At 68.6% G+C, this 13,676-nt stretch carries 13 protein-coding genes; 3 read left to right on the top strand and 10 right to left on the bottom strand.

The genetic code is table 11. The features are described from left to right. Positions 1-5: 5 nt before the first annotated feature. Positions 6-965 carry a hypothetical protein gene (locus FBF36_RS12985; protein ID WP_009393501.1) on the bottom strand — a complete coding sequence of 320 codons (960 nt, stop codon included), beginning with the start codon at positions 963-965 and terminating at the stop codon, positions 6-8. A gap of 329 nt (positions 966-1,294) precedes the next feature. Further along, positions 1,295-1,918, bottom strand: a complete 624-nt coding sequence (locus FBF36_RS12980; RefSeq protein ID WP_009393503.1) for a TetR/AcrR family transcriptional regulator — start codon at positions 1,916-1,918, stop codon at positions 1,295-1,297. A 129-nt stretch (positions 1,919-2,047) separates the two neighbouring features. Here FBF36_RS12980 and FBF36_RS12975 point away from each other — a divergent pair, with 129 nt between their 5' ends. After that, positions 2,048-4,396, top strand: a complete 2,349-nt coding sequence (locus FBF36_RS12975) for an MMPL family transporter (protein WP_009393505.1) — start codon at positions 2,048-2,050, stop codon at positions 4,394-4,396. A 335-nt stretch (positions 4,397-4,731) separates the two neighbouring features. Here FBF36_RS12975 and FBF36_RS12970 read toward each other — a convergent pair whose 3' ends face one another. Together FBF36_RS12970 and FBF36_RS12965 are read right to left on the bottom strand one after the other, a co-directional pair. Continuing rightward, positions 4,732-5,700, bottom strand: coding sequence for a helix-turn-helix domain-containing protein (locus FBF36_RS12970; RefSeq protein ID WP_009393507.1), 969 nt, complete (start codon positions 5,698-5,700; stop codon positions 4,732-4,734). 418 nt (positions 5,701-6,118) lie between these two features. Continuing rightward, the gene (locus FBF36_RS12965) at positions 6,119-6,601 is read right to left on the bottom strand and encodes an S-ribosylhomocysteine lyase (protein WP_009393514.1); all 483 of its coding nucleotides are present in this window, start codon (positions 6,599-6,601) and stop codon (positions 6,119-6,121) included. Between the two features lie 40 nt (positions 6,602-6,641). Here FBF36_RS12965 and FBF36_RS12960 point away from each other — a divergent pair, with 40 nt between their 5' ends. Next, positions 6,642-7,466, top strand: coding sequence for an alpha/beta fold hydrolase (locus FBF36_RS12960; RefSeq protein WP_138137717.1), 825 nt, complete (start codon positions 6,642-6,644; stop codon positions 7,464-7,466). 92 nt (positions 7,467-7,558) lie between these two features. Next, positions 7,559-8,872: an AI-2E family transporter gene (locus FBF36_RS12955; protein WP_009397095.1), complete on the top strand. Its 1,314-nt coding sequence runs from the start codon at positions 7,559-7,561 to the stop codon at positions 8,870-8,872. 5 nt (positions 8,873-8,877) lie between these two features. On the opposite strand, the gene FBF36_RS12950 is transcribed toward FBF36_RS12955, so the two are convergent. From FBF36_RS12950 to FBF36_RS12925, 6 genes are read right to left on the bottom strand one after another with little or no spacing between them, the layout of a single operon-like run. Continuing rightward, positions 8,878-9,207: a DUF86 domain-containing protein gene (locus FBF36_RS12950; RefSeq protein ID WP_009397096.1), complete on the bottom strand. Its 330-nt coding sequence runs from the start codon at positions 9,205-9,207 to the stop codon at positions 8,878-8,880. Continuing rightward, on the bottom strand, positions 9,204-9,689 hold the full coding sequence (locus FBF36_RS12945; RefSeq protein ID WP_009397097.1) for a nucleotidyltransferase domain-containing protein: 486 nt from the start codon (positions 9,687-9,689) through the stop codon (positions 9,204-9,206). Before FBF36_RS12945 ends, FBF36_RS12950 begins: the two co-directional genes overlap by 4 nt. 51 nt (positions 9,690-9,740) lie before the next feature. Beyond that, positions 9,741-10,688: a siderophore-interacting protein gene (locus FBF36_RS12940; protein ID WP_034492706.1), complete on the bottom strand. Its 948-nt coding sequence runs from the start codon at positions 10,686-10,688 to the stop codon at positions 9,741-9,743. A 15-nt stretch (positions 10,689-10,703) separates the two neighbouring features. Continuing rightward, entirely contained in the window at positions 10,704-11,546 is an 843-nt protein-coding gene (locus tag FBF36_RS12935; protein ID WP_009397100.1) for an ABC transporter ATP-binding protein, read from the bottom strand. Continuing rightward, on the bottom strand, positions 11,543-12,631 hold the full coding sequence (locus FBF36_RS12930) for a FecCD family ABC transporter permease (protein ID WP_009397101.1): 1,089 nt from the start codon (positions 12,629-12,631) through the stop codon (positions 11,543-11,545). The genes FBF36_RS12935 and FBF36_RS12930 overlap by 4 nt, the downstream gene beginning before the upstream one ends. Then, positions 12,628-13,671: a FecCD family ABC transporter permease gene (locus FBF36_RS12925; RefSeq protein ID WP_225792391.1), complete on the bottom strand. Its 1,044-nt coding sequence runs from the start codon at positions 13,669-13,671 to the stop codon at positions 12,628-12,630. Before FBF36_RS12925 ends, FBF36_RS12930 begins: the two co-directional genes overlap by 4 nt. Between the last annotated feature and the right edge of the window lie 5 nt (positions 13,672-13,676).

Raw genomic sequence — 13,676 nt, 5'->3', positions numbered from 1 at the left:
GGAACCTATGGGGTAAGGGTGCCTTCACCCCGCCTGGAGCGGATGATCGGGGTGATTCCCATACGCATGGCGATGGGGGTGACAATCTCGACCGTGCCGTGCTGGAGGACCTGTCGGCTAGTCAGACGCAATGGAACGTGACTCGCGGTGATCGCGGCCTGGTCGCGCAGGTGGTCGTGCTCCCAGTCGAGATGGGAGGAGTGAAAGGTGTAGCCGTCCGTTTCGATGAGAAGCGCTGGGTGACTGTCTGATCGAAGCGCCTTGGTGTCGGGGGTGAGGTCGTGTGGGTGAGCTGTCAGCACCAGATCCACCTCTCCAACGCCGGGGACGAACACTGCCGTCGCCGGCCGGTATCCGGCCTCTTCTAGCTCATAACGAGCGATCGTCTCCAGGAGAGAGCGGGCATCGGGGAGCGACCGTGACACAAGCGTGCGGGAGCGGTGGTTTCGCGGGCCCCGTAGGAGGCTCTCAAGCTGAGAGCGGGTCGTCAGACCAAGTCGAAGGGCCGCATCGAGTGCGATGAGTGCATCAAGCTCGTCCGCACAACGTAGGTAGCAGATAAGTGCCTGTTCCACGGAAGCCACCGGTGCCGCATCCGCGGCGGGGAGAATGAGATCGCCCAACCGGTGGGTGACGACACGCCCGATTGCGTCCGGTATGTGACCCCGGTTCCCGGGGATGGCGATATGCAACGTTGTGGGCGCTGATTGCAGTGGCAGGCCGTAGTGCTGCATCGCATGGGCACAGGTGATAACACCCCTGATGCGTCGGCAGAGGATGAAATGAGGGTCGGCACTCTTCAGCGCGACCACGCGGTTCGGGTGAAGAGTAATGAGCCCATCGGCGGCGGCTCGGGTGGCAAGACGCCGTTCGGTCCGCGTGCTGCACAGCGTGCTCAGGCGCGCTGCTCCCTGGTGAGCGGCGAGACGCGCCAGCAGCTCCTCGATTCTGGATGACTTATCCATACGTAAATGATGTCAAACATCATCAAAGTGTGTCTCGCTGGAGTGGGTGCTTGTGGATTGAGGTGTGTCCGTTGTGTCCAGATGGGACGGCTTTGACGGTTGATCGAATCCGGTATCTGTGAGTAACAGGGTGATGACCTGGGCCTTTGTAAACCGTGGTGCGGCTGCTGTGATTCAAAGTCGTCCCGTACGGACAGATTCGCCGCATGGTGGCTCTGTTGGGGCGCTGTAGAGAGCGTGCAGTGGGGGTCGGCGGGGCGCTGCGGCCTTCTGTCGCCGGCGTGGAATCCGTCGCTTCGACGGGAAGTAGGTCCTGATGCGGAGTTGCGTCAGGCGTCGCCAGCCTTCGTTGGCGCGCTCAGCCCGATGATGACCGCCTCGATGAGGTCGCGCAGCCTGCTGCCGTCGATGCTCTCGGTGATCGAGTCCATGAAGAGCAGGCTGACGAGGTCAGCCAGGCTCGCCGTGGGGACGGTGGGGCGGCGTCCCATGCGGATGAGCACCTTCTCGACCGTCCCGGACAGTCTGGCGGTGAAGTCGGCGCGAGCCGTCCCGGGGATCGTCGGGCTGTCGGGGTTGCGCAGCTGGAAGAGGGAGTACTCCGTGGTCAGTAGGTAGATGGTGCGGGCCTCGGGGCGGATGGCCTCGAGCAGCTCCATGAGCGAGTCCATTGTGGGAGCGCCCTCGAAGGAGTCGATGGCCTGCGTGACCCGTGACAGCAAGGTGTTGGAGCGCGTGACGATGGCCTCGGTCAGGATGTCCTGGAGCGAGGAGTAGTTGGAGTAGAAGGCGCCCCGGGTGAAGCCGGCCTGCTTGACGACGTCGTCAATACGAGTGCTGGCGATGCCCTTGGAGGCGATGATGTCCGCAGCCGCCTCGATGAGACGGGCGCGGGTGTTCTCCCGCTTGCGCAGTGTGCGCTCGGCGGCTGGCGGGTCGGTGCTCGGTGTCATGAGACCGCCCACCTTACCGGCGCTGTGGGGGTGCGAGGAGTCACAACGTCCTGGGTTTCAATACATACATATATCCAGTACGTTTGCGTATCGAATTCGATCATCTCCGTACCTTCTGAAAGGGCTGCCATGTCCAACTTCCTCCTATCCCTGGGGCGATGGTGCGCTCGTCACGCCACCCGGGTCCTCGCCGCCTGGGCGCTGCTCATCGCTGCCCTCGGTGGCGTCGTCGCCACCACCGGTATCCAGCTCGACGACACCTTCACCATCTCCGGTACCGAGTCGATGCGGGGCCTGGAGGTCCTCTCCGACCGGCTTCCCCAGGCGGCCGGCACGAGCGAGCAGGTCCTCATCACCAGTTCCAACGGCCGCATCGAGAACCACGCCCCGGCCGTCAACGCCTTCGCTCTTCGGGCCTCGCAGATCGACGGCGTCGCCACGGTCTCCCCGCCCTTCGGGGACAAGGCCACCGGGGTGGCGTCGACCGTCTCCGCCGACGGCACCCACGTGCTCGTCCAGGTGCAGGCGGACGCCTCGGTCGGCTCCATCACCACCGGAACCACGCCGAAGGCCAAGACCGTCGCCCAAGACCTCGATACCCTCGCCGAGCGCACCGAGGCCATGGACTCGTCTCTGACGGTCCAGCGCAGCGGCAACATCGACCAGGAGGTGGGGATCGGTATCTCCGCCGTTGAGCTCGTCGGCGTCGCCATCGCCGCGATCGTCCTGCTCATCTCCTTCGGTTCCCTCGTGGCTGCGGGCACCCCGCTCATCGCCGCTGCCGTCGGTGTGGGAACCGGCATGCTCGGCATCCTCGCGGCGGCGAGCATCACCGACATCAACTCCACCACCCCGGTCCTGGCCGTCATGATCGGACTGGCGGTCGGCATCGACTACGCACTGTTCATCGTCTCGCGGGCGCGTGAGTACCTCGCCGACGGCGTCGAGCCGGCCGAGGCCGCAGGGCGGGCCACCGCCACCTCCGGAGGGGCCGTCGTCTTCGCCGGTACCACGGTCATCGTGGCCCTGTGCGGTTTGAGCGTGGCCGACATCAGGTTCCTGACCACGATGGGACTGGCCTCGGCGGCGGTCGTGGCGGTGGCCGTGCTCGTGGCCCTGACGGTCGTCCCGGCTCTCATCGGCATCCTCGGGAAGCGTCTGCTCCCGCGCCGCGGCAAGGTCGCTGCCAGCGGCGCGGACGCGGACCGGAGGCCGGCGTCCCGCTGGGTGCGCGCAGTGACCCGCCGTCCCTGGATGACCATCGGCGCCGTCGTCGTCCTCCTGGGACTGTGCGCCGTCCCCGCCAGCGGCCTGCGCCTGGCCCTGACCGACAACGGTTTCGCCGAGAAGGGGTCGCAGCAGCGCGAGACCTACGACGCTGTCGCCGCGGCCTACGGCGAGGGCTACAACTCCCCCATCGTCGTGATTGCCGACGTCTCTCAGCCCTCTGGTTCCGTCGCCGCGGTTCAGGGCCTGGCCCGTGACCTCTCCCAGCTCGACGGCGTTGAGGGAGTCTCCCTGGCCACCCCCAACGAGGACGGGACCCTCGCCTTCGTCCAGCTCCGTCCCGAGAAGTCGCAGGCCGACCCCGCCACGATGGAGCTCGTGCGTAACATCCGCTCCCACGCCGGCGACTATGAGAGCCGCTACGGGCTCGACAACGTCATGGTCACCGGCCAGACCGCCGTCGCGATCGACGTCGCCGAGGAGCTCAACGCCGCCCTCATCCCCTTCGGCATCGTGGTGGTGGGCCTCTCGCTCATCCTCCTCATGGTGGTCTTCCGCTCCGTCGCCGTTCCTGTGACCGCGACCCTCGGGTACCTGCTGTCGCTGGGGGCGGGCATGGGCGCGGTGGGCGCCGTCTTCGGTTGGGGGTGGGCGGCCGACCTCCTGGCCGTCTCCAAGGTCGGCGCCGTCATCTCCTTCCTGCCGGTCATCGTCATGGGAGTCCTGTTCGGGCTGGCCATGGACTACCAGGTCTTCCTCGTCTCGCGCATGCGCGAGGAGTGGAGCCGGCGGCGCGGTGACGCGACTTCCGCGACGCCTGCGGCTCGTCGTGGGGCGGCCGCGGCGGCGGTCGAGACCGGATTCCTGGGCAGTGCGAAAGTCGTGGTGGCGGCGGCCGTCATCATGGTCGGCGTCTTCATGGCCTTCGTTCACACCGACAACGTTTACGTCAAGCCCATCGCCCTCGGTCTGACCGTCGGGATCGCCGCCGATGCCTTCCTCGTGCGCATGACCCTCATTCCCGCGCTCATGGCGGCGCTGGGGGAGAAGGCTTGGTGGCTGCCGGCATGGCTGGACCGGCTGCTCCCTGTCGTCGACGTCGAAGGGGAGGGCCTGGAGCAGGCACTGGAGCAGAAGGAGGTCGACGCCGGCCAGTCGGCCCGACCGGAGACGGACAGCTCGGGCGATGAGGCCGAGGATGCTGAGGGCGCCGCGGACGCCGAGGACAGGCAGGCCGCTGTCGTGTCCTGAGCCCGCGCTCGCGGGGTCTGGCGAGGGCGGGTCAGGTGGATTGCCGCTGGCCCGCCCTTGCCGGGGACATTCCGCGCGGCCGGGTGCGTGTCGCTTCGGGTGGGGGCGTTCGACGCCGTCGGGGACAGGAATACGGTCCCCGCACGCGCAGGATGTCCCCGGCGGTGCGGAAAGGTCCCCGCACGCGCAGGATGTCCCCGTACGTATCGGGCCAGTCCGTCGCGGCCGCCGGCCTTTGCTTCACCTCACCGCCGTGCCGTGCCTTGCCGCGCCTCTTCGCTGGTCCTCAGGCCTCGGGCTCCACTGTGTTCCGGTGCCCCATGGTCTACGACGCCCTACTGACCCGCGCCCTCGTCGTCCCGGGAACCCGTGGCGGCGGTGACGGCCGCGGCCGGGTTGATGGGCAGTGCCCTGCGCGACTGGTCGCGGCGCAGCAGGAAGTTCCCCAGCCGGATCGGCCAGGCCACGTGGTTGATCCGCGGCCAGCGCAGCATGACGTAGTCGACGGCGTCGTCCACCTCCAGGCGCCGCGTCGAGTTGCCGACCCGTACCCACAGTGCCGCCCCGTCGCGTCCCTTGGCCGGCTTGAGGTAGACCGGCAGTGGGGACGGGGGCGCGGTCACCCGGCACACCTCCGCGGTCCCATCCGGGGTCGGCGCGAAGTCCACCTGCGGCAGCGCAGCCACGTTCGTGCCCATGCGTGTGCGCCACATGCCGCGCAGCCACAGCTCGAAGCGGTCGGCGTCGGGCTGTTTGAGGGTCGTGTAGTCGGGGCCGAGCCCGATGAGATTGCCGCCGTCATCGACACCGAGCAGGAGTGTGCCGCCCGCGGAGTTCATGAAGGCCGCCACCGTCTTGGCCACGACCTCCTCCATGGCCTCGTCGCGCTTGTCCGTGCGTAGGTTCCAACGCGCTGAGGACTTGAACTCCAGGCGGTCGGACTCGCCCATCTGGGCGACCTCCGCGATCGGCAGCAGCGTGCGACGGTGCTGGACGCGCGCCAGCACCGCGGAGGTCGCCACCAGCACCACGACCGCCACGCCGCAGGAGGTCGCCAGCATCTTGATCGAGAACAGGTCGCCCTCGTCGAAGATCCATCCCGCCAGCAGCAGCCCCAGCCACAGGCCGACGAGCGCGATGAGTGTGGCCGCCGCATCCGACACGGAGACCCTTCCGCGCAGCAGGAACCGCGTCAGCCGCCCTACGAGGAAGGACAGCAGGAGCAGCAGCGGCTGGGCGATGACCCACCAGATGAGGACGGGGTTGGCGGGATTGGTGATGGTGACGGTCTCGATGCTCTCCACGGGCGTCAGGTTCTCTTCGGGTCGGTGCCTCGCGGCGCGGGCACGGGGTGGGCGGGGGCGGGCTGAGTGCGGTTCAGGATGCGGTTGGCGCCGGTGCCGGACCGGGCTCGACGTCGGAGCCCGGTGACGGCGCACCGTCTCACCCCGTCACTCTGCCGGCCTCGGTGTTGCCAGGATGTGAGGACTGGCCTCTCCTCGGCTTCTGGTCTCGGTGGTTCCTGGTCTCGGTGGTTCCTGGTCTCGGTGGCGCTTGGTTGTGGCGGCTCCTCGTCTCGCCGGCGGGGACGTTTCGCGCGGTCGGGTGCGTGTCCTTCCGGGCGGGGGCACTCGACGCCGTCGGGGACCGCAATCCCGTCCCCGCACGCGCAGGATGTCCCCGGCCGTGGGGGGATGTCCCCGGCCGGGAGAGGCGGATGCGTCAGGCCATGACCTGCGTCCACTCCTCGCGGGCGGCGAGGAAGCCGCGCACCGCCTCCTGGGCGGCGGCCAGCGAGTGGTTGGCGCCCCAGCCGCACTGAACCACGTTGGCCGCCGGCACCTCCTCGGCGGTGAGGATGTCGCGGAAGGTCGCCTCCAGCAGCGGCAGGAACTCCTCAGTCCCCACCCCCAGCATGAGGGCGTAGAAGCCGGTCTGGCAGCCCATGGGGGAGAAGTCGATGAGCCGGTCGGTGTGGTTGCGCATGAGCTCGGCGCTCAGGTGCTCGATGGAGTGCACAGCCTCCATCTCCAGGTGCGCGCGGTTGGGCTGGCAGAAGCGCACGTCGTACTTGACGAGCACGTCCCCGCCGGGCAGTTCCTTGCGGTCGGCCACGCGCACGTAGGGCGCGGCCACCTTGGTGTGGTCCAGGTTGAAGGACTCGACGTTCATCCTCGGCGTGCTCTGCTCGCTCGTCTCGCTCATGGGCTCAGCCTACGGGGCGGTCACGAGGCAGGATGGGGGCATGACTTCACTGGCGCGCATCGTCACGGGGCCCGACGGCGCCCCCACCCTGGTCCTGCTCCACGGCATCACCGGCTCCGCGGTCTCTCTGGCCGAGGCCATCGACCACTGGGTCGGCCGCGGCTACCGGGTCCTGGCCGTCGACGCCCGCGGGCACGGCTTGTCCCCGCGGTGGACGCAGGCCCGGCTCGAGCGCGCCGGGGAGGTCCTCGTGGAGGACCTCGTCGCCGTCCTGGAGGACCTGGAGACCGCCTCGCGCGGCCGGGCCGCCCTGGGCCTGCCGACGCCGCCCGCCCCGGTCGTCATCGGCCACTCGATGGGCGCGGCCACCGCCATGGTCGCCGCCGGCCGCCGCCCCGACCTGGTCTGCGGCGTCGTCCTGGAGGACCCGGCCCGCTTCGGCACCCGCAGCCCGCGCGAGCTCCTGGCCCGCGGTGCCGCCCGGGAGCGGGCCCGCGCCGCCGAGGTCGCCGACCTGCCCGCCGCCGTCGGCCGCGCGCTGAAGACCATGCCCGACGCCGAGGCCCTCCCGGGCGTGTGGGCCTCCCAGCGCACCGACCCGGGCCTGCTGCTCACCGGCGTCGTCGCCCCCGAGGTCCCCTGGGACGAGGCCATGGCCGCGCTCGACGTCCCCGCCCTGCTGCTCACCGGTGACCGGCCCGGCAGCGCCCGCGTGGGACGCGAGGGCCTGGAGGCCGCCGCCCGCAATCCCCGCATCTCGCCGGTCCTCGTCCCCGGAGCCGGCCACCAGGTGCGCCGCAGCGACCCGCAGGCCTTCTACCGCGCCGTCGACACCTGGCTGGCCGAGGTCCTGCCGGTGGACTGAGACGGGGCCGCGGGCACGAAAGAGGAGAACTCCCACGGCGCGTACAGGCCGTAGCGCCGGGATGCGCCGTCGGTCCGTGGGAGGATGCGCCCATGGCAGCTGTGTCGGAAAAAGCTCGGAAGGCCTCCGTCCCCGTTCCCGGGGAGCGCACGCAGGGGGAGACCGTCGCCTACCTCCTGGCGGCACTTACTATTGGCGCGGTGGGGCTCTACCTCATCCAGGACCTCTTCGCCCCGGCCTTCTTCGCCCTCACCCTCGTGGTGACGGTCCGGCCGCTGGTGTCCTGGATGACGCGCCACCGAGTGCCGCGCGTGGTCGCGGCGACGGCGGCGATCCTGCTCATCTTCACCTTCGTCGTCCTGCTGTTCGCGGCCCTGGCCGTCGCGGTGGCCCAGCTCGTCGACACTCTTCCCCAGTACGCCCCCAAGTTCCAGGCGATCTGGCGCCAGACTGAGACCCAGCTCAACGGCATGGGGGTCGACCAGTCCACGGTGCTCAAGGAGGTCACCGACGTCCTGGACACCTCCCGACTCGTCATGGTGGCACAGACGGTCCTGGGGCAGCTGACCTCGGCCAGCGCGATGCTCGGCGTCATGGCGATGGTGGTCGTCTTCCTCATGTTCGACACCGCCAAGATCGAGATCCGCACCGCCGCCCTCGGCGTCCTCAAGCCGGGTATGGCCGCCGCCATGGTCTCCTTCTGCGAGGCGGTGCGCTCCTACTGGATGGTCTCGACGGTCTTCGGTCTCATCGTGGCCGTCATCAACGCGGTCACCCTGTGGTACCTGGACGTGCCGATGGCCATCACCTGGGGCGTGGTCTCCTTCATCACCAACTACATCCCGAATATCGGCTTCGTCCTGGGCGTGGTGCCGCCGGCGATCCTGGGGCTGGTGGACTCCGGCCCCTGGACGGCGCTGTGGGTGGTGCTGTCCTACGTGGCGGCCAACTTCGTCATCCAGTCCCTCATCCAGCCCAAGTTCACCGGGGACGCGGTGGGGCTCAACACGACGACGACCTTCCTGTGCCTGCTGTTCTGGTCCACCGTCATCGGGGCGATGGGGACGATCCTGGCGGTGCCGCTGACCCTGTTCGTCAAGGCCCTCCTCATCGACTCCGACCCGCGCTCGCGCTGGGTGGGGATCTTCCTGTCCGCCGGCGACTCGCCCGTGCGCGACCCCGATGAGCTGGACCAGGAAGTGCTCGACGAGCTCGACAAGCTCGACCTTGACGGTGACGGCGTCGGCGAGGGGGACCCCGACCACGGTCGGCCCGTCGTGGAGCGGGCCGCCGACAAGACTGAGCAGTCAGACAAGGCAGAGAGGACCCGGGATTCTGAGGAGACGGCCGACGACGTCGACGGCTCCGGGCCTTCCGGCAGGCACCAGCGCGCCCAGGCGGACTGACTGCCTCAGGACTCGTTCCAGGCGCGGAGAGCCTCGACGACTGGTGGCAGATTGACTAAGACTGTCTGTCGGACGATGGCGTCGTCGATGAAACCGTAGTCGTGAGCGATGCGGTTGCGCATCCCCCGCATTTTCGGCCATTGGTTGCCAAGGATGAGTGTGCGTGTGTCAGGATCCAGTGCTCCGAGTGCCTCCACGCCTGCTGAGAGTCTCATCGCGATCGCATCGATGACGACGAGGTCGGAAAGGTCCCGTTGCGAGTGGCTGATGGCGAGGTCAAAATGCTCCAGGGCTTCGGCGATGATCTCAGCTGCGGTTCTCCTGGTGGAACTCATAACGGTACCGCCTCGGAGATGATTCGCTCGCGCATAGTCGGGCGGATATTGGTGTCGGGCACCAGGTCGACGTCGGCGTGCAGGACCGTCCCCAGCTCCATCTCCAAGCCAGCCAGGTCCATGAGCCCGAGCGGTTGATCCATATGGAAGAGCAGGTCGATGTCGGAGCCTTCGTGCTCCCGGCCGGTGGCCACAGAGCCGAAGACGCGAACATTTGAGCCCCCGGCAGCCTCGACCATCTCGATGACCTGGCGGCGTGCAGCTCGCAGGCGCCGGGCCAGTGGCGTGGTGCCGTGAAAGTGCAGGAGCCGGGAGACTTCGGGTTGACTTCGACCGATCTGCCGGGCGATCTCCTGCTGGGACATGCCGTTCTTGGAGGCATTGCGCACGGCTGCGACCATCTGATTCCGCGCTTGACGGATGGCCTCATCCGTCTCCTGGGCGATGACGGCCAGGCTTGCGGTCGACTCGACAACAGACATGACTTCAGTATAGCAAGTGCTATACAAGTCATCGGTTCCGGAGCCTCGGGCTCAGGCCTCGGCGCGGCCCTGGCGCCAGTAGCCCATGAAGGCCACAGAGCGCCGGTCGATGCCGCGCTCGCTGACCAGGTGGCGGCGCATCGTCCGCACTGCAGCCGCCTCCCCGGCGAGCCACGCGTACAGGGTGGTGCGCTTGAGCGCGTCCCCGCCCTTGGCGTGGCGCGGCACGTCCCACAGCAGCTCACGGTCGACGTCGATCTCCTCGACCTCTTGCGGCACCCCTACCGGACACAGCTCCTCGGCGGCCCGGCGTACACCCTCGACGAGCAGCTCCCCGTGCGAGCGGCCGTTGCGTCCAGCCACCCGCACCTCGATCCCGGGGTGCGCAGGCAGGTAAGGGGCATCCGCGTCATCGGGCATCTCGACGACGGCGACTCCCCGCGCGCTCGCGGGCAGGTCCTCCAGGATCCGGGCGATCGCCGGTGCCGCCGTCTCGTCCCCGCCCAGCAGGTAGCGCTCGGTCACTTGCGGAGGTACGAAGTCCACGCCCCCGGCATCGCCGTCCCACTGCCGGTTCGGCCCCAGCAGGACCGCCTCGGTACCGACCTCAGCCTCAAGGATCCACCGAGAGGCCGGGCCGAGCGGATCGTGCACCACCATGTCGACGTCCACCTCCGCACGCGTTCCGTCCGGAACCTCCACCTCGTGGCGAACCGTGCGCGTCGTGTAGGTACGGATCGGGCACCGGTGCTCCTCGGGCAGCTTCATCAACCGGCCGTACCAGTCCTCGCCGTCGGGTAGCTGCTTGTAACCCGACGCCGGCGCCGGCAGCACCAGCTTGATCCGCTGGTCCCAGCCCGGGTCGGCGTAGTGGACCAGATCATCCCCGATGAAGGTGAAGCGCCGCATGGACGGCGTCACGTCGCGGACTGCCGCCACTGTGACATGGAAGAAGCGGAACGGGGACGTCGGTGAGGCGGACGGTCTGGCTGGGCTCATTGATGCTCCTTTGGGTCAGCTGCCGTGTGAGGCCTCGCGTACGTGGTGGCGGCCCTTGGGCAGGATGAGAGGGGTGCCGGAGACCGGGTCGGTGATGACGTCGGAGTCCAGGTCGAAGACTGTCGCCACCAGGTCCGCGTCGATCACCTCCTGCGGTGGTCCCGCGGCCACAACCTTGCCGGCGCGCATAGCGATGATGTGGTCGGCGTAGCGGGCCGACAGGTTGATGTCGTGCAGCACCATGACCACGGTGGTGCCGCGCTCGCGGTTGAGGTCGGTGAGCAGATCGAGGACCTCCACCTGGTGGGTGAGGTCCAGGAAGGTCGTGGGCTCGTCCAGCAGCAGCACCGGTGTGCGCTGGGCCAGTGCCATGGCGATCCACACGCGCTGGCGTTGACCGCCGGAGAGCTCGTCGATGGATCGGTCGGCCAGTTCGGCGGTGCGGGTCGCCAGCAACGACTCCTCTACGATCCGACGGTCCTCGGCGCCCGTGGAGCGGAACATGGACTGATGTGGGTGGCGCCCACGCCCCACGAGATCGGCCACAGCGATCCCCTCAGGTGCGATCGGCTGCTGGGGTAGCAGACCGAGTCGCGTTGCCAGCCTTCGGGTGGGGATCTGGTCGATGGGCTCGCCGTCGAGCAGGACCTGGCCCGACGTCGGCGCCAGGATCCGGGCCATGGTCTTGAGAAGCGTTGACTTCCCACAGGCGTTTGCCCCCACGATGACGGTGATTCTGCCGCTGGGGATCGTCGCGTCCACGCCGTCGACGACGATGTGCCGACCGTATCCGGAACGTAGGCCCTGTGTGGCGAGCTCGGGGACCAGGGAGGGGGTGGAGGTCGCAGAGGAGGTCATGCCGAGGCGCCCTGTCTGTTGATGCGGATGAGTTGGCTGATGAGGTAAGGGGCGCCCATGAGGCCGGTGACCACGCCCACGGGCAGTGCGGCGGACAGAAAGCACTGGGCTACCAGATCGCATCCCAGCACGATGACCGCGCCCATGAGTGCCGCTGGCACCAACAGGCTGTGGTCGGTCTGCCCGATGAGCCTGGCCGCCATTGGCCCGGCCAGGAAGGAGACGAAGGCGATGGGACCGGTGGCCGCCGTGGCGAAGGCCGACAGCGCCACCATCGTGATGACAAGCGCCAGGCGGGCCCGGTTCACGGGCACGCCCAGTCCGGTGGCGGTCTCCTCGCCCAGGGTCAGGGGCCCCAGGTCACGGCCGATGACGAGCAGCAGTGCCCCGCACACCGCCATCGCCGCAGCCAGCACCGGCACCTGGTTCCAGCTGACCGAGTCCAGTGAGCCGCTTAGCCAGCGCATCGCCTCGATGGCCTTGTATACGTTGCCCTGAAGCTGGAGATAGGAGATGAGGGAGGTGAACATCGCTGACACGCCGATGCCGATAAGAATGAGCCGCCCGCCCTGGGAGCGCCCCTGACCGGACAGTAGGAAGATGGTGAGCGCGGTGCCCAGACCGCAGGCGATGGCCAGGATGTTGACGCCGATGCCGGCGGGAGACCAGCCCAGCACCAGGATGGCGAAGACCGCCGAGGCCGAGGCGCCCGAGGTGATGCCGATGATGTCGGGGCTGGCCAGCTGGTTGCGAAGCATTGTTTGGGAGGTCGTTCCGGCCATTCCGAAGGCCATCCCGGCCAGCAGTCCGATGATCGCCCGGGGCAGTCGGATCTCTCCGACGTCGAAGGAGGCTCCCGGCACGATGTCGCCGGAGAGCACCGCAAGCACCTCATCCGGGCTGTACCAGGTCTCGCCGACCAGGATCATGGCCACCCACAGCGCTGCGGCTGTCAGAGCCAGGGCGATGGTGACGGCTGCAAAGCGGAGGGTGCGGCGTCGGCGACCGGCGATGGAGAAGCCCGGATGCAGAGACTGGATGTTGGGAGCGCTGGTGGTGGCCTCGGTGATGCTCGGGGTGCTCATAGCTCGCGCACCTTCGTTCCACGGACGATCATGATGAGGATGGGGGCGCCGATGAAGGCGGTCACCACCGCCACCGGCAACGCGGCCGAGGGGCGGGAGACGACCCGCCCGACGACATCGGACAGGGTCAGCAGGTCGGCTCCGCACAGGGCGGATAGCGGCAGCAGCCAGCGGTGATCGGGGCCGCAGAGCATGCGCACCGTGTGGGGGACCATGAGTCCGACGAACCCGATGGGGCCAATGACGGCGGTCACCGCCGAGCACAGGAGCACGCCGGCGCTCGCCGCCGCCAGGCGCGTACGGGTGACGTTGACGCCCAGCCCGATGGCCATCTCCTCGCCCAGCGCCAGTGAGTTGAGAGGGCCTGCGACCAGAAGCGCCAGGACGGTAGCCACGGCCAGGAAGGGGGCGATCGTCGTCAGGGAGTTCCAGTTGCCGCGCCCCAGGGAACCCATCTGCCAGAAGCGGTAGTCGTCGAGGCCCTGAGCGCGCGGAAGCATGACGGCGCTGATGGCGCAGGACAGGACGGCGCTCGTGGCCACACCTGCTAGGGCGAGCTTGACCGGCGTCGGACCGCCCGGACCCAGGGAGCCGATGGCGTAGACGAACACCGCCGTCAGGGTCGCCCCGATGAGGGCGAACCACAGGAACTGTGAGGCCCCCGAGATGTCGAGGAAGGCGACACCGATGAGAATCGCCAGCGAGGCACCGATGTTGACGCCGAGGATCCCGGGGTCGGCGATGGGGTTGCGGGTCACCGCCTGCATGAGGGCGCCGGAGACCCCGAGGGCTGCCCCGGCCACAAGGGCGACGGCGGTGCGCGGCAGGCGCTCGGCGACCACCAGCGCGCCGATGTCGGTGCGCGAGCCGGACAGGCCTCCGACGATCTCCCCAATCCCCACGACCCGAGTACCGAAGGCGATTGAGCACAGGGCGGCGGTGACGGCGAGCGCCGTCAGAAGGATCAGGGCGGCCAGGCACCGGCGCACCTGCCTGCTGACGCCAGTGCTTGGATCGGTTGTCGCTGTTGAGGTACTCACCGGGC

The sequence above is a fragment of the Actinomyces sp. oral taxon 171 str. F0337 genome, from assembly GCF_005696555.1.
Lineage (GTDB): Bacteria > Actinomycetota > Actinomycetes > Actinomycetales > Actinomycetaceae > Actinomyces > Actinomyces oris_E.
This window is presented reverse-complemented; position numbering and strand designations above follow the sequence as displayed.